The sequence below is a fragment of the Bacillus sp. JJ1773 genome (assembly GCF_036962035.1).
Taxonomy (GTDB): domain Bacteria; phylum Bacillota; class Bacilli; order Bacillales; family Cytobacillaceae; genus Cytobacillus.
This window is the reverse complement of sequence record NZ_JBALNX010000044.1, coordinates 11189-35327: the sequence shown is the minus strand read 5'-3', so window position 1 is coordinate 35327 and position 24139 is coordinate 11189. Positions and strand designations below refer to the sequence as shown.

Below are 24139 nucleotides of genomic sequence, written 5' to 3'. Positions count from 1 at the left end.
GGCATGTTATGGTTTGAACGATATTATTTAGCAGGAGGTCTGTATGAGACAAAGAAATAAACCGTGGGCAAAGGAAAGACTTGGGCAGTATCCCCAATATGTCATGTCTGCCCCTGAACAAAATAAAGGAAACTGGCAGGATGTATTCGAAAAGAAACAGCCTCTTCATATAGAAATCGGTACAGGAAAAGGTCGCTTTATTACAGGAATGGCTAAGGCTAACCCGAATATTAATTATATTGGGATTGAATTGCAGGATAGTATCATTGTGACGGCGCTTGATAAAATCATCGAAGATGAGTTGACCAATGTAAAGCTGATGAATGTTAATGCAGCCGACCTTCGGGAGTTTTTTGAGGCGGGAGAAGTGGATAGAGTGTATTTGAATTTCTCAGATCCTTGGCCAAAAACCCGCCATGCGAAAAGAAGATTGACCTATAAAACATTCTTAAAGAATTACGAGGAAATTCTTGTGAAAAATGGCGAAATTCATTTCAAAACTGATAATCAAGGATTGTTCGAGTTCTCATTAATGAGTTTTTCTGAATATGGCCTGCTTCTTAAGGACGTAAGCTTAGATCTTCATAATAGTGGGTTTGAAGGCAATATTATGACAGAATATGAAGAGAAATTTTCAAAAAAAGGAAATCGCATCTATCGATGTGAAGTCCAATATCGATAAAAAAGCTTATCACTTGGTAAGCTTTTTTCTTTGAGATCAAGATTCGAAATATTTCTACTAGTAAAACACAAATGATAAAATATATGCAATACAGGAGGGGAATACATGGAGACAATGCAATTGCAAAATACAAAGCTGACATGGCTGCATGGCGGAGTAAATTTCCTAGATGGAGGAGCGATGTTTGGAGTCGTTCCGAAGCCGCTGTGGTCTAAGAAATATCCTTGTAATGAAAAAAATCAAATTGAACTCCGCACAGATCCTATTTTGATCCAGGCAGAAGGAAAAAATATTTTAGTGGATTCTGGATTAGGAAATGGGAAATTAACTGAAAAACAAAGACGTAATTTTGGTGTAATTGAGGAATCACAAGTAGTAAAGGATTTAGCAGAACTAAATATTAAACCTTCAGAAATAGATTATATCCTAATGACCCATCTGCATTTTGATCATGCATGTGGTTTAACTAATCCGATCGGCGATACGTACAGTTCGGTTTTTCCAAATGCCAAAATCATTGTTTCGCAAACAGAATGGGATGAAATGAGAGACCCAAATATTCGCTCTCGTAATACATATTGGAAGGAGAATTGGGAGACTCTTAAAGATCAGGTCACTACTTTTGATCATGAATGGTCATTAGGCTCTATAAAAATGGTGCATACAGGCGGACATAGCGATGGGCACTCCATTATTATCATTGATGATGGAGATGATATACTCATTCATATGGGCGATATTATGCCAACCCATGCTCACCAAAATGTCTTATGGGTGCTTGCCTATGATGACTATCCAATGGACTCGATTTGGGCAAAGGAAAAATGGATCCAATATGGTTTGGAAAACAACGCCTGGTTTACTTTCTACCATGATGCTTTTTATCGAGCGGTCAAATGGGACAAAGACGGCCATTTAGTAAAGAAACTAGATAGAATTCGTGAAAAATAAGAAAACTGCACCTCTACTTATTTACAATGGGAGGTGCAGCTTTTTTGAATACCGTTCCAGATTTAAGCGAGCCTATAGGCGTCCAGAATCGTTCCTGTTTTGGCATCAGCAATAAACTCATATTGTTCTGTCTCTTCACCTGTATATCTGGATATCCCACCTCGATATACATCATACTTAAGCTGATCCTTTTGATACGGCTCCGTTTGCATATGAATCCAAGATCCGCTAATAGGCCCCTCATTCTTAAATGCATTCTTTGCATTTGACAGTGCTCTTTCAGGTGAAACGGCTGTCTTTTGTACAAGCAGCTCCCTTGCGGCATACCCGCCTGCTAAGCCAACCCCAACACCTAATAAAAATGATTTCCAGTTCATAAGCATCCCCCATTGTAAAATAACGTAACAAATTATATCTCTGTACTATCTTATCAAAGAAATAGCTTGGATAAAAACTGAATTAGTGGTAAGCAATCAAAAAGTTCTGTAAAATAATAGAAGCATACATAAAATATATGGAAGAAAAATAAAGGAGCAATCTCATGAACGAAAAAACACTACAACTTTTTAAAACATTAACTGAGCTTCCAGGAGCGCCTGGAAATGAACATTTAGTTCGTCAATTTATGAGGGAACAGCTTGGCCAATATGCAGATGAAATTGTCCAGGATAAGCTTGGAAGTATCTTTGGAGTGAAAAAAGGAGACGAAAATGGCCCAACTGTAATGGTTGCAGGCCATATGGACGAGGTAGGCTTTATGGTGACCTCCATTACGGATAACGGCATGCTGCGTTTTCAAACATTAGGTGGCTGGTGGAGTCAAGTTCTATTGGCTCAGAGAGTTCAGGTTATTACTGATAATGGCCCTGTGATTGGAGTCATTGGTTCCATTCCTCCACATCTTTTAGATGAAGCTAAGCGCAGTAAGCCGATGGAAATTACAAACATGTTAATTGATATTGGTGCGGATGACCGAGAAGATGCAGAGAAAATTGGAATTAAGCCTGGTCAGCAAATTGTTCCAATCTGTCCATTTACTCCAATGGCGAATGAAAAGAAAATCCTTGCAAAAGCATGGGATAATCGCTATGGCTGTGGCTTGGCAGTAGAACTTCTTGAAGCAGTTAAGGATGAAAAGTTGCCTAATATCTTATATTCAGGTGCAACAGTTCAAGAAGAAGTAGGCCTTCGTGGTGCGAGAACAGCAGCAAATATGATTAAACCAGATATTTTCTTCGCATTGGATGCAAGTCCGGCCAATGATATGTCTGGAAATAAAAATGAGTTCGGCCAGTTAGGAAAAGGAACTCTTCTGCGCATCTACGATCGTTCAATGGTGACTCATCGTGGAATGAGGGAGTTTATCCTAGATACAGCCGAGACAAATAATATTCCATACCAATACTTTATTTCCCAAGGCGGGACCGATGCTGGAAGTGTTCACCTTTCCAATGAAGGGGTTCCAAGTGCAGTAATTGGTATTTGCTCACGCTATATTCATACTCATGCTTCCATAGTTCATGTGGATGATTATGCTGCTGCTAAGGAATTACTCGTGAAGCTTGTTAAATCTTGCGACCGCACAACTTTAGAGTTTATCCGTCAAAATAGCTAAGTGTGAAAAGCAGTGATATAGCTGACGAAGCATTTCATGTGCAGAAAGATAAGCGAAAAGGGGCAACCTAGTTGTTGCCTTTTTTTCTATACCAATAGAGGAGCAGGCATTATGAAAATTATCATAGGTTCGAAAAATCCAGCAAAGGTATCAGCTGTCAAATCCGTTTTTCAAAACGATCAAACAGAATTTATTTCAGTTAATGTTCCGTCTGGTGTGAGTGACCAGCCTTTTTCAGATGAAGAGACGATTAAAGGGGCAATCAATAGAGCATACAGTGCATTAGAAGCAGGTGGCGGGAATATAGGCATTGGTCTTGAAGGTGGTGTACACGGGACGGAGTACGGGTTATTTCTATGTAATTGGGGAGCATTGGCAGAAGAAGGAAAACCGCCGATCATTGCAGGCGGGGCTAGAATATCTATTCCAAAAGAGGTTGCGGACAGATTGCTTGAGGGGGAAGAGTTAGGTCCAGTTATGGAGAGATTTACCGAAAAGGAAGATGTCCGCAAAAAAGAAGGAGCTGTGGGAATATTTACAAATGGACAAATCAGCCGTTCAGAAATGTTCACACATGTTGTTAAGCTTCTTGCTGGCCAGTATGAATATAGGAAAAAATAAAGGAGATAGCAGCCTATCTCCCTCTCAAACACATCCTATTTTTCATCAAAAATATATGCTAAAACTTTAAGCGCTTGATTGACTGTTTCAACGGTAACACTTGCTTTGTTAGAAAGCTCCTTTAATGGATGATGGAGCTCTTCTGGGCGGATGATGATAAGGGGTTTGCTTAAAGCAACGGCAGCACTCGCATCCATGGCTGTATTCCACTGTTTGTATTTCTCTCCAAATAAGGCAATTACAAGATCAGATTTTTGCATTAATAATTGTGTTCTTAAATTATTTATTCTTGAAGCTGCTTCATCACGGTAAATAGCATTAGGCTGTTTGCCAAGTATTTCTTCCCCGATATAATCAGATCTGTCGTGATTTTCCATCGGACCAACGAAATGAAGGGGAAGTTTAAGTGATCTCGCTTCTTCTTTTAGCTCTTCCCGCCAGTTTGAGTGAATTTCCCCAGCTAAGTATACTGTTAATTCCATGTGAATTCCTCCTTATATTATGATAGTGAGCGTTAACTGATCATATTGTTAATACCGCCCACCATGAACGCTCTCTGATATATTTTACCATTAACTCCAATTAGTTTCCTTTGTTTAAAGGTATTAGGGTTGCCAGATGACTGATGAGAAATGTATGATAGAAAAGGATGAAGGTTTTTCCTATGCAAGGAGGAAGAAAGTATGATAAACCATTCAAAAGCTGCCTTGCTCTTGTTTGTTGTTGTTTTACTGCTTAGTGCTTGTTCTGCCTCATTAACAGAAGAGCAAACTGCTGCAAAGGATGAAGTTGGTGAATCGTTCAAAATAGATCCGAAAGCAACAAATAATGAAAATGAAGATATAAAGTTCTATTTGCCTTTTGGGTTTGAAGTGAACAAAGAGACGCCTAATAATATTATTTTAAAGAATGGTTCGAAGACATATATTCTATTTTATAATCCGCATGAAGGGCCTGAAAGTAAAGTCATTTACGAGGCAGCCTTAAAGCAAAAGGAATATGACTTTAAAGAAACATTTTCTACAAAAGACGGGCATTTTGGCTATTTATTAATTAAAAATGCTGACAATCAATTAAATGAATTGACTATAGGTGTAGGCGGGGTTAAAATTACAACCCAATCGAAAACCAAAAATCTATCAGCTGAAGCAGTTAATATGGCAGAAATTATTCAGTCAGTTAAGATGAGGTAAAGAAAGCTTGAATAATCATCTGTGTCATGCCTTTCTAACAGCAAAAAAAGCTAAGCATTCGCTCAAATGAAATGCTTAGCTTTTTTATTTATTTATTTATCTATTTTTTTGTAATTTTGATTTCAGGTTGTTTAAAATACTCTTTAATTTGGAGCGGCTATTTCCAGCATTCTCGAATAACTCTTCATCAGTTGAATCAAGCCTGAACTGGTTCACCTCTAGTTTAAGATCACTAGCAATGACACTAAGGTCAGTTGCTGCTAAAGTTACCTTCGAAATGGCCTCAAGCTGTGTTTCACTTGATGCTGCTACTTCCTCTGAAGCTGCTGCAGAGTCTCGAGAAACGGTAAAGACCTCTTGAATCCGTTCATTCAATACATGGTTTGTAGCTTGTACATCTTTTACAGAGGTACCAATTGTATTTATTTTTTTATGGATACCATTTACATGTTGGACGATTGTTTCAAAAGCCAGTTTTGTCTTATGGACAGATTCACTTTGAAGAAGCTTATATTCATTAAATTGCTCTGTTTCATTCATTAGCTTCTCCATAATTTCATTCATAGAAGAAACAAGTGAATGAATTTCCTGTGCCTCTTGTTTTGATCGTTCTGCTAATTTTCTCACCTCAGAAGCAACGACTGCAAATCCCTTTCCAGCTTCACCAGCTCTTGCTGCTTCAATTGCTGCATTTAAGGCTAATAGATTTGTATTATCAGCTAGGTCCTGTATTGTATCAACGATTGATGTAATATGACTTGACTGTAGTGCAGCCTCACTAACCTTTTCATTTACATGATTGGCAAGGTGTAGAAATTGATCAGAAATGTTCTGGAGATTTTGGACGGTATTTATCCCGTTATGCCCTTCCTCCTCAGTTAATGCGGCCTCTTCTAAAATTTCATAGCTCAAATTTTCAGTATGGTAAATCGCTTTAGAAACTTTTTCAATCTCTTTTCTGCTCTCTTCTAAATGAGAGGATTGGCTCTCAGCCCCAATGGCGATCTGTTTAATAGCCGCATCCACTTCATTTGCCTGTGCTGTTGTTTCTTCTGAAATCGCGGCCAGGTTTTCGGAAGATGCTTGGAGTTGGGTTGAGGATTCTAGTATTTTAAGAAAGGAATGCTGAACCCTTTCAGCCATATGATTAAATGTACGAGCAAGCTCACCCATTTCGTCCTTTGCTATTGCGGGAACCCGATAGCCCAAATTCCCATCACCAATTTTCTCAGCACCAGCTCTTAGAAGAGTAATAGATTTAGTAATGCCCTTTGATAATAAAAATCCGCCGATCACTAATGCGATAACTAGAGATAAACTTATGGCATAAATTAAATATGTATAAAATGCATTTTGTTTTTTTAGCTCACTTTGGATGTTTTGCTGATTTGCAATAATGCCTCTTTGGACCTCGCCAGCTGCTTGTTCGATTAACCTTGCTTCTTCATCAAACAGGATGATAAATTCCTCTGTTTGCTGAAAAGAGGTATGGATAGCATCTAAAGCATTATTGTATTCCGTTAGCCATCTTGCTAGGTATGCTTTAGAGCTGCTATTAAGATTTTCGCTTGCTTCTAATTCGCTCTTAAACGCTTCGCCAGAATGGATAAATTGCTGGTACGATTCTTCATTTCTCGTAGCCAAATACTGTTTCTCATACATCCTCATCAGTAAAAACTGTTCATCAATACTAGGGTTTTTTAGCAATTTTGTCAGATTACTTATTTGATTTGCCGTAATGGCAATTTGCCCTTTAAGGCCCTTATCATCACTATAGCCGATTTCCTTGTACATTTCCGATAAAATAATGAATTTCTCCAGGTAAGAATCTGCATTTTGATTGACGTTTTCAAATTGACCCTTAATCTTCTCATTTTCTTGTTTTTCACTCATTCTGCTTGACTCAGATTTCACTCTTAAAATACTTTGCATAACAAGCTCAGCAACAAGCTGATCTGGTGCTCTTAAGAACTGCTGTTCATATTTTCTAGTCATCGCAAAGTTATAAATAATTTCCTTACTTCCATCAACTATTGAAAGTAAGGCAGTTTCTTTTTCCCTGCTTTTGTCTTGAATCGTTTGAAGAATAAAATTGAAAGAAAGTAATAAAATAAGTCCTCCGATAGTTAAAAGCAAAACTAGTCCCAGTTTGCCGCGAATGGTTTTCAAACTGTCCACCTCACTCGTTCATAAATTGTTCGAAAAATTTAAATATTATCTAATTATAGAACTATTTTCCTGTTATGACAATATGTGATAGTATTCGAATCAACCATTTGGACTATGGAAAGAAACGTTGCTGTTGCAGGGATGGAAATGAGCGGTTTTGAAGGTAAAATAATGACGTTTAAAACGATAGGAATTGGGCTAGATTTAATCTTGAAAATGTTTTAATTGCAAATTAATGGTCCAGTCGTGTTAAGTTTGATATTATCTGAATATATGAGAAAAAAGCTGGATTGATTTCGTAATATGAAAATCCACACTGGAGGAGAAGGAAATGAAAAAGCTTGAATCTATGGAACAATTTGAACAGCTAAGAGATAATGGAAAACATATCTTTATGTTTTCTGCCGATTGGTGTCCAGATTGCCGTGTGATTGAACCAATCTTACCTGAAGTTGAAGCAAAATATCAGGAATTTACATTTATATATGTGGATCGCGATGATTTTATTGATCTATGCGGCCAGCTTGACATTTTTGGCATTCCAAGCTTTATTGGTTATAAGGATGGGAAGGAATTAGGCCGATTTGTCAGTAAAGACCGCAAAACTCAAGAAGAAATTGAGAATTTTATTGAAAAACTTGAGAAGTAATATTTGATGGACTGATTCGTAAGGGGTCGCCCTAACATATAATGGGGTCTGGCCCCTTTGCTTGTAAAAAGTTCCTACAAGGAGGAACCTGTAATGAAAATGGATAGTTTAAAAATGAAAAAGGAATTGGAGAAACGATTAGCCAATGTGAATCGTACTTTTTCTTTTGACAGGAAAAAAGATGAGCTTCGCATCGAAAATAAGCAATCTGGAAAGGGTATCACAATCTCTTTACCAGGGATTATTGCAAAATGGGAACTTCAGAAGGAAAAAGCAATTGATGAGGTTGTATATTATGTGGAGGAAGGCTTGCAAGCAATGGATGGGTCCCCTATTCAGCTGTCAGGTTATGAAAAAAACATCTTCCCAGTTATTCGTTCAACTTCATTTCCGATTGAATCTGAGGAAGAAATCCCATTTTTAACAGATGATCATACTGCAGAGACAAGAATTTATTATGCCCTGGACCTAGGTACTACCTACCGCTTAATAGATTCTAGCCTCATTCAAAAGGAAGGCTGGGTTCCAGAACGTATAAAGGAAATTGCCTTATTTAACGTTCGATCACTGCCAACCGATTTGAAAAGTGACACAGTTGCTGGAAATACGTTTTATTTCTTAAATAAAAATGACGGCTACGATGCCAGCAGAATTTTAAATGATGCCTTTCTTAAAGAAAAGGCAAAGCAAATGAAAGGCACAATGGCTGTGGCTGTACCGCATCAGGATGTGTTAATTATTGCTGATATTATGAACGACACCGGTTATGACATTCTCTCAGAGATGACTATGAGCTTTTTTGCAAGCGGCAGAGTACCTATCACAGCCTTATCCTTCCTTTATGAAAACGGGGAGCTGGAACCAATATTTATCCTTGGTCAAACTAAAAAGAAATAGAAGCCTTATTTTTAACTAAAGGGATCACTTAAATGTGGTCCTTTTTACTTGAAAAAATTGCCCCAATAGACTCAATCTCTTATTTTTTCTCCAATTTCCGCGAAATACTGTTAAAATGGAAAAGATAGAATTAAAGAAAGAGTTGGTATAAATTGAGTTGGATTAGAAAGCTATTTCAAATGTTCAAAAATGATGAGCATAAGAATAATGATAACCAAGATTTTATGATTCAAGATCAGCTAGATAGATCTGATATGAACAATCAAATAGAACCTTCTAAAGATGTTAATGCTAAGGTGTTATATCAATATCCTAAAGGACAATTTCGTTTTCCGCTGATTCCAGATGAAAAACATGGGCCAGGACAAAGAGAGCCTAGATTAAAAAGGGAAGAAAGGCCACAGGCTGCACGCAATCCCGAACATAGACCCAATAGAAACGAACCCTCGCTCAAGGAGAAGAAGGTTCATAGTGTAAAAGAAAAAAGGGAAGCATCTCCAAGAAAAGATCCCTTTCGCCCAACTGAAATTCCATCGCCCATCTATGGATTTGAACGTCCAATAACTGTAGAACCTATTAAACGAACGAAGCAATCACTGAATAAATATGAGCCAAAAAACATTACTTACGATGATATTAAGAAAAAACTTGCAAATGGGCGTAAATCAGCATCAGAGGATTTAAACTCTTTTGTTGATTCTTTAATGGAAGACCTGACTAAACAGCCTGAACATGCAGAGCCGTTTATTGAGAAAAAGCAGGATTCGGATATGGAGGAATTACAGGAAAAAGAATTCCTAATTTCAGATCATTTTTATAGAGAAGCTGAAATAGAAGAAGCTGTGGCTTTATTTGCTGAAGAGCCAGCAATTGAAGAAAATGAAGAACAGCTAGCACCTGAGGAAACAGAAGAGCAACCAGTAGCTAATGAAACGGAAGAGCAGCCAGCAGCTGATGAAACAGAAGAGCAGCCAGCAGCTGAGGAAACGGAAGAGCAACCAGCACCTGATGAAACGGAAGAACAGCCAGCACCTGATGAAACAGAAGAGCAACCAGTAGCTGCGGAAACGGCAGAGCCACCAGCACCTGAGGAAAAAGGGGACCAACCAGCGGCTGAGGAAAAAGAAGTCCAACCAACAGCGAGAAAACATATCCCATTCAATGTTATTATGCTCAAGAATGATAAACAAAAGCTCGTTAATCAAATAAAGCCATATACAGCTCCAAAGGCGGAGGAAGTTGTTCTTCATGCAGAGAAAGAAATCGTCTCTGCCATTCAGGAGGCCGCACCAGCTGCAGAAATAGAAGAGGAGCTTGCCTATTATCAATTCCCAGCCAAAAGCCTGCTTTTGTCGCCAGTTCATAAGGAGGAATCTTCAGATTGGTTTATTGAACAGGAGGAGCTGTTAAACTCAACCTTAAAAAACTTCAATGTTCACGCTCATGTCGTTAATGTTACCCAAGGTCCTTCTGTTACTAGGTTTGAAGTGCAGCCTGAACCAGGTGTAAAGGTAAACAAAATTACAAATTTATCTGATGATATAAAGTTAAGCCTTGCAGCAAGGGATATCCGGATTGAAGCACCCATCCCGGGCAAGCATACAATTGGAATTGAAGTCCCAAACAAGAAGAGCAGACCTGTATTTATAAGCGAAATTATTAATAGTCCAGTGTTTCAGGACAGTAGTTCTCCATTAACAGCCGTTCTCGGACTGGACATAGCGGGCAATCCCATTGTCACAGATTTGCGTAAAATGCCGCATGGCCTAATTGCAGGGGCAACCGGGTCAGGAAAAAGTGTCTGCATTAATACGATTCTAGTCAGTCTTTTGTATAAAGCTACACCTGATGAGCTTAAGCTCATATTAATCGATCCGAAAATGGTCGAGCTCGCTCCATATAACCGCATTCCACATCTTGTGAGCCCAGTTATTACGGATGTCAAGGCGGCTACTGCAGCATTAAAATGGGCAGTGGAGGAAATGGAACGCCGATATGAGCTATTTGCACATACAGGTGTAAGGGATATAAGCCGCTTTAATGAGCTCGCTGAAGAGCATAAGCGATATTCAGATAAGCTCCCATACATGGTGATTATTATTGACGAGCTCGCTGATTTAATGATGATGTCTCCTGCGGATGTCGAGGAAGCGATCTGCCGGATTGCTCAGAAGGCAAGGGCCTGTGGAATTCATTTAATTATTGCTACACAAAGACCATCTGTTGATGTTATTACTGGGCTAATAAAAGCAAATGTTCCAACGAGAGTTGCATTCTCTGTTTCCTCGCAAATTGACTCGCGAACGATTATTGATATTAGCGGAGCTGAAAAGCTGCTTGGACGTGGAGATATGCTCTTCTTAGAAAACGGGTCATCTAAACCTATTCGTCTCCAAGGCACGTATGTTTCTGATCAGGAAATTGATGATGTCGTTGCACATGTTAGAAGGGAACGCGATCCGGAATATTTATTTGAACAGGAAGAACTGCTGAAAAAGGCACAGATTACTGAGGAAGAAGACGAGTTGTTTTATGAAGCATGTGAATTTGTAATAGATCAAGGTGCTGCATCGACCTCCAGTCTGCAAAGAAGATTCAAAGTGGGCTATAATCGTGCTGCACGCCTAATCGACATGATGGAGAAACAGGGATTTATTTCGGAGACACGCGGAAGTAAGCCGAGAGAGGTTCTGATTACAGCCGAAGAGCTTGAATCACTTTTAGACTCTAGTACAATAAATTAATCCATGGTATTCTTTACTTGCATGTTAAAAATAAAAATAATAAATATTATCTACAACCTAAGGATTACGAACAGTATGTGAGGAGCTTACGGATGAAGGAAATAGAACTTAAGGTAAAAGGGGAAATAAAACGTTTAACAAACCAGACTTTTAAATTTGATGAACGGATTAGAGATGGCTGGTTTTCTGCGGTGTACTTTTTAAAGACTAGAGAGATTGTGAATAAATATCATAAAGATATTATTGTAACGATGCAATTTTTTCAAAAAGAACATGCTGTTTTGTGTGGAACAGATGAAGTTATAGCACTTCTTAAAACATTTGCTGATAATCCAGACGAACTCGAAATATATTCATTAAAGGATGGCGACAAAATTGCGCCATTTGAAACAGTATTAACGATTACAGGGAAATATCAAAGCTTTGGATATTTAGAAGGAGTGATTGATGGGATACTCTCCCGTCGAACGTCAGTCGCTTCGCACGTGTATAATGTTGTTAAGGCAGCAAGTGTATCAGGAACTCAAAAGCCAGTGATCTTCATGGGCGACCGCGATGATCACTATACAACACAAGCTGGGGATGGCTATGCAGCTTATATTGGAGGATCTACTGCTCAAGCAACCCATGCCATGAATGAATGGTGGGGCAAACAAGGAATGGGCACGATGCCCCATGCTCTTATTCAGATGTTTAATGGAGATCTCGTTGCTGCAACAAAGGCATACCAGGAAACATTCCCGGAAGATGAGCTAGTATCTCTAGTCGATTATAACAATGACGCCATTACAGACTCCTTAAAGGTAGCAAGAGTCTTTGGTAAAGACCTGAAGGGTGTCCGAATTGATACTTCCCGCACGATGATTGATCAGTATTTCTTGAGAAATCAGCATGTATTAGGAACCTTTGATCCGCGAGGGGTGAATGCAGAATTAATTTTTGCGCTCAGAAAAGCACTAGATGATGAAGGTTTCGATCATGTGAAAATTGTCGTTAGCGGCGGCTTTAACGAGTCCCGAATTCTGGAATTTGAAGAGCAAGGTGTTCCAGTAGACATGTATGGGGTAGGAAGCAGCTTATTAAAGATTAATATTGGCTTTACAGGTGATAATGTTTTAATTAATGGAAAGCATGCGGCTAAGGCCGGAAGACGCTACCGTCCAAACCCGCGCCTAGAAAAGGTTGAATAGAAAAGAGTTGAAAAGCTCCATGACCATTGATGGCACATGGAGCTTATCAATGAAATACATTTACAGTTTTCAGGCTGGGATTTCATTACATAGTTTTTGAAAATAAATAGTGATATAATGTTTGAATATGATGAAATATAACGTAAAAAGAGATTTAAAAGCGAAGGTTTAATCACACATTTTAAATTTTTTGACTAAACATGTCCTAAATTAGGATATGCGCAAAACTAGATGAATGTCATATACTGTTTTACAGATATACGATGGTTGGAGGTTCTTTATATGACTATTTACCATTTCGTAGGTATTAAGGGGTCCGGAATGAGTGCCTTGGCGCAAGTGCTGCATGATATGAATTTTGAAGTACAAGGCTCAGACTATGAAAAACGCTTTTTTACACAACTGGCCCTCGAGCAATCTGGAATAAAGATCCTTCCCTTTCAAAAGGAAAATATAAAACCTGGAATGACCATTATTGCTGGAAATGCCTTCCCGGATACGCATGAAGAAATCGAAGAAGCAATGAATCTTGGACTGCCTGTTGTACGTTACCACCGGTTTCTTGGTGATTTTATGAAGGATTTTACAAGTGTTGCCGTTACAGGCGCTCATGGGAAAACTTCTACTACAGGCTTGCTTGCACACGTCATGAAAGGTGCAAAACCAACTTCATTCCTTATTGGCGATGGAACGGGAAACGGGGATGAGAATGCTGAGTACTTTGTTTTCGAAGCTTGTGAATATAGAAGGCATTTCTTATCATACTTCCCTGATTATGCCATCATGACGAATATTGATTTTGATCACCCTGATTACTTTGCTAATATTGAGGATGTATTTTCTGCATTCCAGGAAATGGCATGGCAAGTGAATAAGGGGATTTTCGCATGTGGTGATGACGAACAATTGCAGCGAATTCAAGCAAAGGTACCTGTCTTATTTTATGGATTTGGTGAAGAAAATGATTTTCAAGCACGGAATATTGTCAAATCAACAGAAGGAACAACCTTTGATGTATTTGTTAGAAATACATTTTATGAAACCTTCTCTATTCCGACGTTTGGAGACCATAATATCTTAAATTCATTGGCAGTTATTGCGTTATGCCATTATGAGGAAATGGATTCTGAAATTGTTCAAAACTACCTTAAAACCTTTAGCGGGGTTAAAAGAAGATTTACAGAAAAAAAGATTGGTTCACAAATAATCATTGATGATTATGCCCATCATCCAACAGAAATTAAAGCGACTGTTGATGCTGCGCGTCAAAAGTATCCTAATCGTGAAATCATTTGTGTTTTTCAGCCGCATACTTTTACGAGAACCCAGGCATTTCTAGAGGATTTTGCCGAAAGCCTGAATTTGGCTGACAAGGTTTATTTATGTGAAATCTTTGGTTCCGCAAGAGAAAACCACGGAAAATTATCAATTGAGGATTTGAAGGAAAAAATCCCTGGTGCCAACCTATTAATAGAAGAAAATACAGCTATTTTAAAAACACATGAAAATAGCGTACTTATTTTTATGGGTGCTGGAGATATTCAAAAGTTTCAAGAAGCTTACGAAAATCAATTATAAATGTAAAAAGATGCGGCTTCTTAAACCGCATCTTTTTTTATACTCAATTTAAATTCTCAGGGTTCAGTGCTTCTAATTCAGGGATAACGAAGCGTCCATCTTTCCGAATTAAACGGTCATCGAAGTAGATGTCACCGCCGCCGTAATCAGGTCGCTGAATATTAACCATATCCCAATGGATATTGGACTGATTTCCATTGTATGCTTCGTCATAGCATTGGCCAGGGGTGAAATGGAAGCTTCCATCAATTTTTTCATCGAATAATATATCCTGCATTGGGTGCAGAATAAACGGATTTACACCAATGGCAAATTCTCCAATGTAGCGGGCACCTTCATCCGTGTCAAAAATTTTATTAATTCTGTCAGTGTCGTTTGCCTCTGCTTCTACTATTTTTCCATCCTTGAATGTTAGTTTTACATTCTCAAAGGTAAATCCATTAAACGGAGATGGAGTATTATATGTAATCACACCATTTACAGAATCACGGACAGGAGCTGTATAAACTTCTCCATCAGGAATGTTCATCTGACCGGAGCATTTGATGGCTGGGATATCTTTGATTGAGAAGGTCAGGTCTGTTCCAGGGCCAGTAATTTTCACTTTATCGGTTTTATTCATTAACTCAACAAGATTATCCATGGCTTTGTCCATTTTTCCATAATCGAGATTACAAACATTAAAATAGAAATCCTCAAAGCCTTCTGTGCTCATTTTCGCTAATTGAGCCATAGAGGATGTCGGATATCTCAAGACAACCCATTTTGTTTTCGGCACGCGAATTTCACGATGTACCTTTTTCCCGATCGTTGCTCCATGAATTTTCATTTTATCATCAGGAACATCTGAATGTTCATTGATGTTATTTCCTGAACGGAGTCCGATGTATGCATCCATTTGGCTCATAACATTTGCTTCAAAATCAGCTACTAGATTAAAATGATCTTCCTGTGCTCCTAAAAGGAGAGAGCGATCAACCTGATGATCTTTTAATAGAACAAATGGAAAACCGCCTGCAGCATAAGCTTCTTTAACAAGTGCGGTTACAAGCTCTCTTTGTAAACCAAAGTTTTCAATTAGAACTTTCTCTCCCTTTTGAAGACGAATAGAATAGTTAATTAAATTTTTTGCTAGTTTTTCAATACGAGGATCTTTCATCCTATATCCCTCCGATGTAAACAAATTCATATTAACAATCATATTGTATCCCAATTCGAACTTTTTGTTTATTAATATATTTTATCATTGGGCAATTATGTTAAAATGACCAATGTATAGATATGATGGAATACTAGCAGGAAATTGATCTATTAAATGGAATTCATTATAGATTAGGGGGTTTATGTTAATAGCAACTGGGGAAAAAGATAAATAGCTAGGACAAATGGAGGTCATCAAAGTGCAGATTATTTTATATTTAAGTATAGCAGTCATCGCCATTGCTTTTCTCGTTCTTGTCATTTACCTATCAAAAACACTTAAGTCTCTTCAAGTTACACTAGATAGTGTTTCGAAAACGTTAATAGGATTGGAGGGGCAGTTAGAAGGGGTAACAAGAGAAACAACGGCATTACTCGAAAAAACGAATGCGCTTGCAGAGGATATACAGCATAAATCAGAAAGTCTAGGCAGTGTTGTAAATGCAGTTAAGGAAGTAGGGGATTCTGTTCGAGGCTTCAATGGGTCCATCCAGAAGATTTCGCGCTCTATCGATAATCAACTAGAAGAAAATAAAGATAGAATTTCTCAAGTTGTTCAATGGAGTCAGATTATCATGGAGTTAAAGGACAAATGGAAAATGAGAAAACAAGCTCAATCCGATGAGGTTTCAGCTGACAAGCCTGTGCCTCAGAAAAGATGGATTAGAGAAAGAAATTTTTAGGAGGGATAAGGGTATGAGTAGTCAAGAGAGAAGCCAAAATGAACAAGGTCAATCAAAATCAGAGGAAAATATTAATACAAAGGATTTCTTAATAGGCGCACTAATTGGCGGAATGGTTGGTGCGGCTGCAGCACTTTTCCTTGCACCTAAATCTGGAAAGGAATTAAGAAATAATATTAATGAACAGGCTGTTGTTTTAAAAGAAAAAACAGGGCAATTACGTGAATCAGCTATGTCTAAGGGTACCCAGTTTGCTGGGGCAGCCAAGGAGAAATCAAATGTCCTTGCACAATCCGTATCCAAACAATCCATTGAATTGGTGAATAAGGTAAAAAGCATAAAGCCAATAGAAAATTTGACTGGCGGCGCTGAAGAAAATAAGACAGCAGTTAGCAATAAACAAGGCGCCAATAATGATGAAATACAGAAAAAGCTAGAAGAAACGAAAAAAGCTTTTGATGAAACGGAGCATAAATATAATCATTAATTTGGGGGAAAGTGATATGAAAAGGTTTAATGGAAATGAAGAATTTGAACAGGTTATGCAAGCTTCAGAGCAAGTAATGATCTTAAAGCATAGCTCTACATGTCCTATTAGTCAGGCTGCGTATGAAGAGTATGAGAGCTTTGCTAGTGAACATGAGAACCAGCAAATATATTATTTGGTTGTTCAAGAGGATCGCCCTTTATCTAACCACATTGCGGAGAAATATTATATTAAACACGAATCGCCTCAGGCACTGCTAATTAATAATGGCGAATTGGCCTGGCATGCTTCTCATTGGAAAATTACCTATGACTCATTAACGAATGCAATAAAGGAACATAAATAAAAACATCCGTTTTCAGCGGACTCTGGTTCCGCTATCTGTGAAAATAACCCCATATTTGGGAAGTTTATGGACACACGTTCCTTTATTTGATGAAAAATCGTCATTTTCTCCTCTTTTTTATCAAATAAAGGATTCTGTGTCCTTTAAAAAGTCCGCATCACTGATAGTACGGGTGCTAAGCCCAATAAAAAATGCGCAGAGTATTATATTCTCTGCGCATTTTTGTATTCAGTATCATTTGCTGTTTTCTTCAGCATTTTTATTACTAATTGTCATTTTATACTTTAAATTCGAACCCGTTACGGTTTTGGATGTTTTTATTTATTCAAAGCAGTTGTTTTAATGGGCCAAACAATTTTTAAATCGTCTCCGGGTTCAATTGTACTATGAAATCTGGCCTGTGCCCCATTAACTAGCAAGACAAAGTTTCCATTAGATTCTGCTGGTATATCAATATCCACATGGCCAAACAGATCCTGAAAAATAAATGGCTCGATTCTGCCTTGTTCAATTATTAAATGGTCCCCATCCTGGATTAAGTCGTCCTCCAGTAACGTAACTCCTTGCCTCTTCACTGTGGAGACAGGCTTTCTAAGGTTAATCTTCTTGTCATTAAAGGAGACTGGGATGTTTTGTGACAGCATGATTTGTTTAAGCTGGGCAAATTCACGTACAGAAATAGCCGCCTTTTTTTCAATAACAATATGATCTCCATGTTCAAAACTATGATAGGATTTAATTTCCTTTCCGTTCCGGTATATTTTCCCAGAAAGGGGAGGAATAAAGGTTTCTTTTTCATTCAAATTAACTCGGAAAGGCCTAATTTCAGCAAGCAGTTCATGCAAATTAAGAGAAACTAGCATCTCTTCTACCGTTTCAGGAATTTTGCATATGATCGTATCACGATCTTCTACAAGCTTATCTGGTGAAGCTGCAGTCCCGTTACAGCTTAATGAAGCAGTAATGATATAGTGCTGCTCATTTATTTTGATTTGTTTCGATGGAATTTCATCGATTAGATCCTTTATGAGCACCTCTGCCTTTTGACCGTTCTTGCCTTTCTCAACAATGAGCTGATCTCCATTTTGGATGACGCTTTCTAATGAGCATGGGCTGTCATTGCATAGAATTAATGGAGCTTCTCCATGTCCGCCAGGAATTGTGATATTTTGTCCATTTAGATTGACTATCATGGCCAAACCTGGTTTTCCATATAATTTGTTCATCTTTATCCCAGCGGCAAGAAGACAGTCGCCAACAGTCAATTGTTTTACTTCAAATAATCGTACGGGCTGGTCATTTACATAAACAGTTTTGTATTGAACAGGGGATTTATGGGCAGCTATAGCAATTCCTATTGGCGTAACGAGCTCGGGTCCCTTTGTTATATGATCTGATAAAGTCAAAGATTGTATCGCATCAATACCTCTGATTGCGACCCTGTTTTCGGGGAGATTCAATTTTTCCGCCACCCGTTTTGGCAACTCAGGTGTTTGGCTCCCACCACCTACAAGCATCACTGCTTTTGGCGGCTGCTGGTTGTTTAAATCAAGTATTTCCTCACATATTGACATTGCTAGCTTATCTAATGCAGGAGAAATCCTTTGAACGATTTCATCCTTTTGGATCTCTGATTCAAATCCAAGTATGTCTGTAACCATAATCGAATCATGGCTAAGCAGTTCTCTTTTTGCCTTTTCTGCTAAAGGAAAATCCAAAAGGAGCTGATCACTGATCGCTTCTGTAATCTCATCCCCAGCTACCGGAACCATTCCATATGCAATAATTGTTCCAAGATCTGTAATCGCAATATCAGAGGTTCCTGCCCCAATATCCACTAAAGCCACATTTAACCGGCGCATAGATGGGGGAATTAGAACATTAATGGCCGCAATTGGCTCTAGTGTTAAAGCTTCCATTTCAAGTCCAGCACGATGAAGAGCTGATAGAAGGGATTCAACAACAACCTTAGGCAAAAAGGTAGCAATAATTTCGACAGAGGCTTCTTCCCCCTGCTGGTCAATTAAACTGCCGATTTCTTCTCCATCCAATCGATAATAAAGAACCGAATAACCGACACAATAATAGTACGTTTTGTTTGATTGATATTTCTCTGCTACTATTGCCTGTGCCTGCTGGACAGCACTTAATTCTAAATGAAGGATATCTTCTTTTTGAATTAATGGCTTGCCGTTAATATCAATGCTTACTTTAGCACGTTCTGTCTTTAAGGCACGGCCAGCAGCAGCGACACAGACCTTTTTTAGCGAACCATGTTTTATTTCCAGTTCTTCCTTAATTTCGGTAATAATTTTGGAGACTGCTAATACATCATGAATTTGTCCATCATGCATGGCACGTTCCGTATGTTCTTTGACAAGGATATCGACAACATGATATTTGCCCTCAGTTTCATCTAAAATAATCCCATTCACAGAACGAGTGCCTATATCTAAAGCAAACAGCTTCTTTTGTTCAAGCAAGTTTACACACCTTCTTTAACTAATAAGAAAAAGTAAATGAATGATAAAAGAAAACGCTTTATTACAGAAAAGCGTTTAATTATTAAAGAAATAATTAGTGACATGTCAGAAGATTTCATATATAATAATTCTAATTATTAAAAATGTACCACATATTTACGAGGCGATAAAGAAGAATGAGCAGAAACAAATGCGGAATAGAAAATAATCCTTTTGAAAATATTATTTATTCAGCATTAAAATTCGGATGAGAATGAATAAGTCATCCAATTTCATTCATATCGGACTCAAAAACTAAATTTGAGAAGGGAAGGGACAGGAAATGAGTAATGAACTTAATCAGTTGAGAGATCGTGTAGATGAACTAAATCTACAGCTTCTTTCACTAATCAACGAAAGAGCGAAGTTGGTTCAGGAAATTGGAAAGGCGAAAGAAACACAAGGTGTTCACCGCTATGATCCTGTCCGTGAGCGCCATATGCTCAATTTAATAAAAGAGCATAATGACGGCCCTTTTGAAAATTCAACAATTGAACATATGTTCAAGGAGATTTTTAAGGCGGGATTAGAACTACAAGAGGATGATCATCGTAAAGCACTTCTTGTTTCAAGAAAGAAAAAGCCTGAAAATACGATTGTTGATTTAAAAGGAGTAAAGATTGGTGATGGAAATCAGCATTTAGTATTTGGCCCTTGTGCAGTTGAATCGTATGAGCAGGTTGCAACAGTTGCTGATGCTGTTAAGTCTAAGGGACTTAAGCTGCTTCGCGGTGGAGCCTATAAACCGAGAACATCCCCATATGATTTCCAAGGACTTGGACTGGAAGGTCTTAAAATCTTAAAAAGAGTTGCCGATGAATTCGATTTAGCTGTTATTAGTGAAATTGTTAGCCCTAATGATATTGAAACAGCTGTTAACTATATTGATGTTATTCAAATCGGTGCACGAAACATGCAGAATTTCGAGCTTTTAAAAGCTGCAGGTGCTGTCAATAAGCCAGTGCTACTAAAGCGCGGAATTGCGGCAACGATTGAAGAATTCATTAATGCCGCAGAGTACATTATGGCTCAGGGCAATGGACAAATCATTCTTTGCGAACGCGGAATTCGCACGTATGAGCGTGCTACTCGCAATACTCTTGATATTTCTGCTGTACCGATTTTAAAACAGGAAACGCACTTGCCTGTCTTAGTTGATGTAACACATTCAACAGGAAGACGTGATTTACTTCTTCCAGCAGCAAAAGCAGCATTAGCCATCGGAGCTGATGGAATTATGGCCGAAGTTCACCCAGATCCAGCTGTAGCTTTATCTGATAACGCTCAGCAAATGGATTTAAAGCAGTTTGATGAATTTATGAAAGAACTGAAATCTTCTGCTTTTGCAAGAGTATAATACGTGAGAAGCCTTCTGCTAATTGTCAGAAGGCTTTTTTATTTTAAATTGTAAAATTTATACGCTTGACATTGCGGCATTCCCAAGTCTGTCGTATGATTAGTTACATAAATATAGATTGTGTAGCCACTCACAAACATCGTGGTGACTAGGTAATGATTGCTTGTTGTAAACTAGTAATAAATAAGTAACTTTGCCAATTATTTAAGGAGTGATATAGATGAATGTAACCATTTATGATGTTGCAAGAGAGGCCAACGTTTCCATGGCAACGGTTTCCCGGGTAGTAAACGGAAATCCTAACGTAAAGCCCGCAACAAGAAAAAAAGTATCAGAAGTCATTGAAAGGCTAGGATATCGCCCAAACGCTGTTGCTCGCGGACTAGCTAGTAAAAAAACAACAACGGTTGGGGTAATTATTCCAGATATTTCAAATATCTTTTTTGCCGAGCTGGCTAGGGGAATTGAAGATATCGCCACAATGTATAAATATAATATTATTTTAAGTAATTCAGATCAAAATTTAGATAAGGAACTTCATTTAATTAATACAATGCTTGGAAAGCAAGTAGATGGAATTGTATTTATGGGTGGAAATATAACTGAGGAGCTAGTACAGGAATTTGAGAAGTCACCTGTGCCAATTGTGTTAGCGGGTTCAATAGAAGAAACAGAAAGAATTCCTTCCGTTAATATTGATTATGAGCAGGCAACATATGATGTAATTATTAATTTTATAAATAGAGGCCATAAAGATGTGGCTATTGTCATAGGACCATCCCATGATCCTATTAATAGTGTGAAAAAGCTTGAAGGCTACAAACGTGCCTTGGCTGAAAAAGGTCTGCCATTTAAGGAGGAATTAGTGGCAGAAGGTGATTACACATATGATTCAGGAATTGAAGCATTTGAAAAGCTACTTGAGGCTGAAACAAAACCAACCGCGATTTTTTCTTCTTCAGATGAAATGGCGCTTGGCCTTGTTCATGGCGCTGAGGATCGAGGTTTCAATGTTCCGGAGGATTTTGAAGTAATCAGCTCAGATAACACGAAATTGTCGTTAATGGTTCGCCCGCAGCTAACGACAATCGTACAGCCGCTCTATGATATTGGCGCAGTTGCGATGAGACTCTTAACGAAATATATGAACAAGGAAGAAGTAACAGATCATATCATCGTACTCCCTCACCGCATCGAAGAACGAAGCTCAACAAAATAATAAAATAGCCGAGTGGAAATGGTTATTTCCGATCCGGTATACAGTAAAGATGAGCTTGTTACAAAATAAAAGGACCCTGTTGGGTCCTTTTGCGATTAAATGCTTTTTTAACTTGTCTTTTTACTTTGGTTTCGTATCGGATATAAGGCCTTATCAAGTGTCTGTTTATTTTTTTCTGTAATTTCCATTTTTCTTGGAATTGGCTTGTACATGTCGCCGGGGTCATCCCAATGTATTGGAATCGGAACGGGTGAAGCATCCTTCCACTTATTCACCCACTCCGATGGCAAGTCTCCGGTACCAATTTGCTTGTTCGTCATTTCCAACCAAATTAAAGCCCATGCACGAGGGACTACCCGCCATATATCGTACCCACCTCCACCTACCGCAATCCATCTGCCATCACAGTATTCATGGGCTATTTCATGAGCTAGCTTCGGAATTTCGCGATAAATATTAATGGTTGATGAAAGATGTGTCAGTGGATCTAAATAATGCGAATCAGCACCGTTTTGTGTTAGGATCACATCCGGTTTAAAATACGCTGCAATTTCTTTTAAAGAAGTACGGTATATGTCTAGCCAGGAATCATCCTCCGTAAATGCATCAACAGGTATGTTAAAAGAATACCCATATCCCTTACCTTGACCCCGTTCATTAACATTTCCTGTTCCTGGAAATAGGTATCGGCCAGTTTCATGAATAGAAAGTGTACATACGCTAGGATCATCATAAAATGACCATTGCACACCGTCACCATGATGGGCATCTGTATCGACATATAGAACTCGGGCTTTATATTTTTCCTGAATGTATTTAATAGCGACTGAGCTATCATTATAAATACAAAAGCCTGAAGCTTTTCCCCTAAAGCCATGGTGGAGGCCTCCCCCAAGGTGAAGTGCATGCTTAGAACGGCCGCTCATGACATGATCAACAGCTGTTAAAGTTCCTCCAACTAGGAGCGAGCTTGCTTCATGCATTTTAGGGAATACGGGAGTGTCTTCTGTGCCAAGCCCATAATTCTCAGCTATTTCTTGTGAAAGCTGGCCGCTCCCTGCCAGTTTGACCGCATTCACATAATTGGGGTCATGTATTAGCTCCAATTCGTCATCTGATGCTCTTCTTGGCGCAATGATCTGATGTTTCTCAATAGAATTTAAATGCATTAGTAAATCGAGTGTAAGTTTAATCCTTAATTGATTAAAAGGATGGTTCTCACTGAATTTATAGTTCAGCAAATCCTCTGAAAATACAAAAACAGAATCTTGAATCATGATGATTGCTCCGGATCATTAGGCCACAATACTTGATGACCAGCATCTTGTAAATCTTTAATGATGGAAAGTGGGTTCATTATTTGGACTCTTAAAACGATTATTTTATATTTTTCATCCCTCTTATCGGGATAAACTAACACACTTTGAATATTTGCTTTACGGTTTCGAATGACCGTTGTTATTTCGTAGAGCATTCCAGCTTTATTTGGTACTTTTACTTCTATTTGTGAGCCTGGCTGATGGGCACCTGTTAATTCAACTAATGTCCTTAGTAAATCAGTCTCTGTGACAATACCAACAAGCTTATCATCCTTTAATATTGGCAGACAGCCAATGCGGTGCTCGTAAAGAATCGCAGATACTTCCTCTACAAAATCGAGGGGATGTCCAGTGATAATATCTGTTTTCATAATCATTTTCAAAGGATTTTGTAAAAGCTCTTTAAATTTTTCTGTTTCAAAAAGGATGGAAGGAGTGGCATCACGTATGTCTCGGTCTGTTACTAATCCAATTAAGCGCTGATTTTCATCAATAATTGGCAGGTGGCGAATTTTCTTCTCATTCATTAGTTTAATGGCTTTTGCGATGCTATCATCTTTCGATAATGCCACAACTTCTGTCCACATGATTTCTTCGACAATCATTTCTATATCCCCCTATTTTGTCCAGCTCCAGCGCCTCCCCACGGCGTACAGGACGTACTAGTGTCGACAATGCGACAGGACAAGGTAAGCTTCGTCAGCGACACATCGCACG

General features: G+C 38.4%; 22 protein-coding genes. 15 read left to right on the top strand and 7 right to left on the bottom strand.

What is annotated here, in order from left to right; all coding sequences use genetic code 11:
- Window positions 1-43 precede the first annotated feature (43 nt).
- Both trmB and V7127_RS12950 read left to right on the top strand, forming a co-directional pair.
- Window positions 44-682, top strand: coding sequence for a tRNA (guanosine(46)-N7)-methyltransferase TrmB (gene trmB, locus V7127_RS12955; protein WP_335343841.1), 639 nt, complete (start codon window positions 44-46; stop codon window positions 680-682).
- A gap of 105 nt (window positions 683-787) precedes the next feature.
- A complete protein-coding gene (locus tag V7127_RS12950) occupies window positions 788-1633 on the top strand; it encodes a YtnP family quorum-quenching lactonase (protein ID WP_335343840.1) in 846 nt (281 codons plus the stop codon).
- Between the two features lie 62 nt (window positions 1634-1695).
- Here V7127_RS12950 and V7127_RS12945 read toward each other — a convergent pair whose 3' ends face one another.
- A complete protein-coding gene (locus V7127_RS12945; protein WP_335343839.1) occupies window positions 1696-2010 on the bottom strand; it encodes a PepSY domain-containing protein in 315 nt (104 codons plus the stop codon).
- Window positions 2011-2174: 164 nt separating this feature from the next.
- Here V7127_RS12945 and V7127_RS12940 point away from each other — a divergent pair, with 164 nt between their 5' ends.
- Window positions 2175-3248, top strand: a complete 1074-nt coding sequence (locus V7127_RS12940) for a M42 family metallopeptidase (RefSeq protein ID WP_335343838.1) — start codon at window positions 2175-2177, stop codon at window positions 3246-3248.
- Between the two features lie 111 nt (window positions 3249-3359).
- Window positions 3360-3869 carry a DUF84 family protein gene (locus tag V7127_RS12935; protein WP_335343837.1) on the top strand — a complete coding sequence of 170 codons (510 nt, stop codon included), beginning with the start codon at window positions 3360-3362 and terminating at the stop codon, window positions 3867-3869.
- A 35-nt stretch (window positions 3870-3904) separates the two neighbouring features.
- On the opposite strand, the gene V7127_RS12930 is transcribed toward V7127_RS12935, so the two are convergent.
- Window positions 3905-4351, bottom strand: a complete 447-nt coding sequence (locus V7127_RS12930; protein ID WP_335343836.1) for a YtoQ family protein — start codon at window positions 4349-4351, stop codon at window positions 3905-3907.
- Window positions 4352-4552: 201 nt separating this feature from the next.
- On the opposite strand from V7127_RS12930, the gene V7127_RS12925 reads away from it, so the two are divergent.
- On the top strand, window positions 4553-5062 hold the full coding sequence (locus tag V7127_RS12925; RefSeq protein WP_335343835.1) for a hypothetical protein: 510 nt from the start codon (window positions 4553-4555) through the stop codon (window positions 5060-5062).
- A gap of 96 nt (window positions 5063-5158) precedes the next feature.
- Here the strand turns inward: V7127_RS12925 and V7127_RS12920 are convergent, their stop codons facing one another.
- Window positions 5159-6724, bottom strand: coding sequence for a methyl-accepting chemotaxis protein (locus V7127_RS12920; protein ID WP_438824008.1), 1566 nt, complete (start codon window positions 6722-6724; stop codon window positions 5159-5161).
- An 838-nt stretch (window positions 6725-7562) separates the two neighbouring features.
- Between V7127_RS12920 and V7127_RS12915 the strand changes: the two genes are divergently transcribed.
- The 5 genes from V7127_RS12915 (at window position 7563) to murC (ending at window position 14289) form a co-directional block, all read left to right on the top strand.
- Entirely contained in the window at window positions 7563-7880 is a 318-nt protein-coding gene (locus tag V7127_RS12915; RefSeq protein WP_335343833.1) for a thioredoxin family protein, read from the top strand.
- Between the two features lie 93 nt (window positions 7881-7973).
- Entirely contained in the window at window positions 7974-8777 is an 804-nt protein-coding gene (locus V7127_RS12910) for a DUF1444 domain-containing protein (protein WP_335343832.1), read from the top strand.
- Between the two features lie 152 nt (window positions 8778-8929).
- The gene (locus tag V7127_RS12905; protein ID WP_335486626.1) at window positions 8930-11521 is read left to right on the top strand and encodes a DNA translocase FtsK; all 2592 of its coding nucleotides are present in this window, start codon (window positions 8930-8932) and stop codon (window positions 11519-11521) included.
- A 92-nt stretch (window positions 11522-11613) separates the two neighbouring features.
- On the top strand, window positions 11614-12711 hold the full coding sequence (locus V7127_RS12900) for a nicotinate phosphoribosyltransferase (RefSeq protein WP_335343830.1): 1098 nt from the start codon (window positions 11614-11616) through the stop codon (window positions 12709-12711).
- A 282-nt stretch (window positions 12712-12993) separates the two neighbouring features.
- Window positions 12994-14289 (top strand): UDP-N-acetylmuramate--L-alanine ligase, encoded by a 1296-nt coding sequence (murC, locus tag V7127_RS12895; protein ID WP_335353781.1) that lies wholly within the window; start codon window positions 12994-12996, stop codon window positions 14287-14289.
- A 43-nt stretch (window positions 14290-14332) separates the two neighbouring features.
- Here the strand turns inward: murC and V7127_RS12890 are convergent, their stop codons facing one another.
- Entirely contained in the window at window positions 14333-15448 is a 1116-nt protein-coding gene (locus V7127_RS12890; protein WP_335486623.1) for an aminopeptidase, read from the bottom strand.
- Between the two features lie 241 nt (window positions 15449-15689).
- Here V7127_RS12890 and V7127_RS12885 point away from each other — a divergent pair, with 241 nt between their 5' ends.
- The 3 genes from V7127_RS12885 to ytxJ are packed head-to-tail and all read left to right on the top strand — an operon-like array spanning window position 15690 to window position 17005.
- On the top strand, window positions 15690-16172 hold the full coding sequence (locus V7127_RS12885; protein WP_335486620.1) for a DUF948 domain-containing protein: 483 nt from the start codon (window positions 15690-15692) through the stop codon (window positions 16170-16172).
- Between the two features lie 13 nt (window positions 16173-16185).
- Window positions 16186-16659 (top strand): YtxH domain-containing protein, encoded by a 474-nt coding sequence (locus V7127_RS12880; RefSeq protein ID WP_335346002.1) that lies wholly within the window; start codon window positions 16186-16188, stop codon window positions 16657-16659.
- 16 nt (window positions 16660-16675) lie between these two features.
- Window positions 16676-17005, top strand: coding sequence for a bacillithiol system redox-active protein YtxJ (gene ytxJ / locus V7127_RS12875; RefSeq protein WP_335486617.1), 330 nt, complete (start codon window positions 16676-16678; stop codon window positions 17003-17005).
- Window positions 17006-17322: 317 nt separating this feature from the next.
- On the opposite strand, the gene V7127_RS12870 is transcribed toward ytxJ, so the two are convergent.
- A complete protein-coding gene (locus V7127_RS12870; RefSeq protein ID WP_335486614.1) occupies window positions 17323-19488 on the bottom strand; it encodes a cell division protein FtsA in 2166 nt (721 codons plus the stop codon).
- A gap of 322 nt (window positions 19489-19810) precedes the next feature.
- On the opposite strand from V7127_RS12870, the gene V7127_RS12865 reads away from it, so the two are divergent.
- Window positions 19811-20884, top strand: coding sequence for a bifunctional 3-deoxy-7-phosphoheptulonate synthase/chorismate mutase (locus tag V7127_RS12865; protein WP_335486611.1), 1074 nt, complete (start codon window positions 19811-19813; stop codon window positions 20882-20884).
- A gap of 220 nt (window positions 20885-21104) precedes the next feature.
- The gene (gene ccpA / locus V7127_RS12860) at window positions 21105-22103 is read left to right on the top strand and encodes a catabolite control protein A (RefSeq protein ID WP_335345998.1); all 999 of its coding nucleotides are present in this window, start codon (window positions 21105-21107) and stop codon (window positions 22101-22103) included.
- 107 nt (window positions 22104-22210) lie between these two features.
- Here the strand turns inward: ccpA and V7127_RS12855 are convergent, their stop codons facing one another.
- Window positions 22211-23380, bottom strand: a complete 1170-nt coding sequence (locus tag V7127_RS12855) for an acetoin utilization protein AcuC (protein WP_335486607.1) — start codon at window positions 23378-23380, stop codon at window positions 22211-22213.
- Window positions 23377-24027 carry an acetoin utilization AcuB family protein gene (locus tag V7127_RS12850; protein ID WP_335486604.1) on the bottom strand — a complete coding sequence of 217 codons (651 nt, stop codon included), beginning with the start codon at window positions 24025-24027 and terminating at the stop codon, window positions 23377-23379. The genes V7127_RS12855 and V7127_RS12850 overlap by 4 nt, the downstream gene beginning before the upstream one ends.
- Window positions 24028-24139 lie beyond the last annotated feature (112 nt).

Excerpts from the sequence above, each read along its gene's own strand:
- trmB (WP_335343841.1), top strand. The coding sequence starts at position 44 with ATGAGACAAAGAAATAAACCGTGGGCAAAGGAAAGACTTGGGCAGTAT.
- V7127_RS12950 (WP_335343840.1), top strand. The coding sequence starts at position 788 with ATGGAGACAATGCAATTGCAAAATACAAAGCTGACATGGCTGCATGGC.
- V7127_RS12945 (WP_335343839.1), bottom strand. The coding sequence starts at position 2,010 with ATGAACTGGAAATCATTTTTATTAGGTGTTGGGGTTGGCTTAGCAGGC.
- V7127_RS12940 (WP_335343838.1), top strand. The coding sequence starts at position 2,175 with ATGAACGAAAAAACACTACAACTTTTTAAAACATTAACTGAGCTTCCA.
- V7127_RS12935 (WP_335343837.1), top strand. The coding sequence starts at position 3,360 with ATGAAAATTATCATAGGTTCGAAAAATCCAGCAAAGGTATCAGCTGTC.
- V7127_RS12930 (WP_335343836.1), bottom strand. The coding sequence starts at position 4,351 with ATGGAATTAACAGTATACTTAGCTGGGGAAATTCACTCAAACTGGCGG.
- V7127_RS12925 (WP_335343835.1), top strand. The coding sequence starts at position 4,553 with ATGATAAACCATTCAAAAGCTGCCTTGCTCTTGTTTGTTGTTGTTTTA.
- V7127_RS12920 (WP_438824008.1), bottom strand. The coding sequence starts at position 6,724 with ATGTATGAGAAACAGTATTTGGCTACGAGAAATGAAGAATCGTACCAG.
- V7127_RS12915 (WP_335343833.1), top strand. The coding sequence starts at position 7,563 with ATGAAAAAGCTTGAATCTATGGAACAATTTGAACAGCTAAGAGATAAT.
- V7127_RS12910 (WP_335343832.1), top strand. The coding sequence starts at position 7,974 with ATGAAAATGGATAGTTTAAAAATGAAAAAGGAATTGGAGAAACGATTA.
- V7127_RS12900 (WP_335343830.1), top strand. The coding sequence starts at position 11,614 with ATGAAGGAAATAGAACTTAAGGTAAAAGGGGAAATAAAACGTTTAACA.
- murC (WP_335353781.1), top strand. The coding sequence starts at position 12,994 with ATGACTATTTACCATTTCGTAGGTATTAAGGGGTCCGGAATGAGTGCC.
- V7127_RS12890 (WP_335486623.1), bottom strand. The coding sequence starts at position 15,448 with ATGAAAGATCCTCGTATTGAAAAACTAGCAAAAAATTTAATTAACTAT.
- V7127_RS12880 (WP_335346002.1), top strand. The coding sequence starts at position 16,186 with ATGAGTAGTCAAGAGAGAAGCCAAAATGAACAAGGTCAATCAAAATCA.
- ytxJ (WP_335486617.1), top strand. The coding sequence starts at position 16,676 with ATGAAAAGGTTTAATGGAAATGAAGAATTTGAACAGGTTATGCAAGCT.
- V7127_RS12865 (WP_335486611.1), top strand. The coding sequence starts at position 19,811 with ATGAGTAATGAACTTAATCAGTTGAGAGATCGTGTAGATGAACTAAAT.
- ccpA (WP_335345998.1), top strand. The coding sequence starts at position 21,105 with ATGAATGTAACCATTTATGATGTTGCAAGAGAGGCCAACGTTTCCATG.
- V7127_RS12855 (WP_335486607.1), bottom strand. The coding sequence starts at position 23,380 with ATGATTCAAGATTCTGTTTTTGTATTTTCAGAGGATTTGCTGAACTAT.
- V7127_RS12850 (WP_335486604.1), bottom strand. The coding sequence starts at position 24,027 with ATGATTGTCGAAGAAATCATGTGGACAGAAGTTGTGGCATTATCGAAA.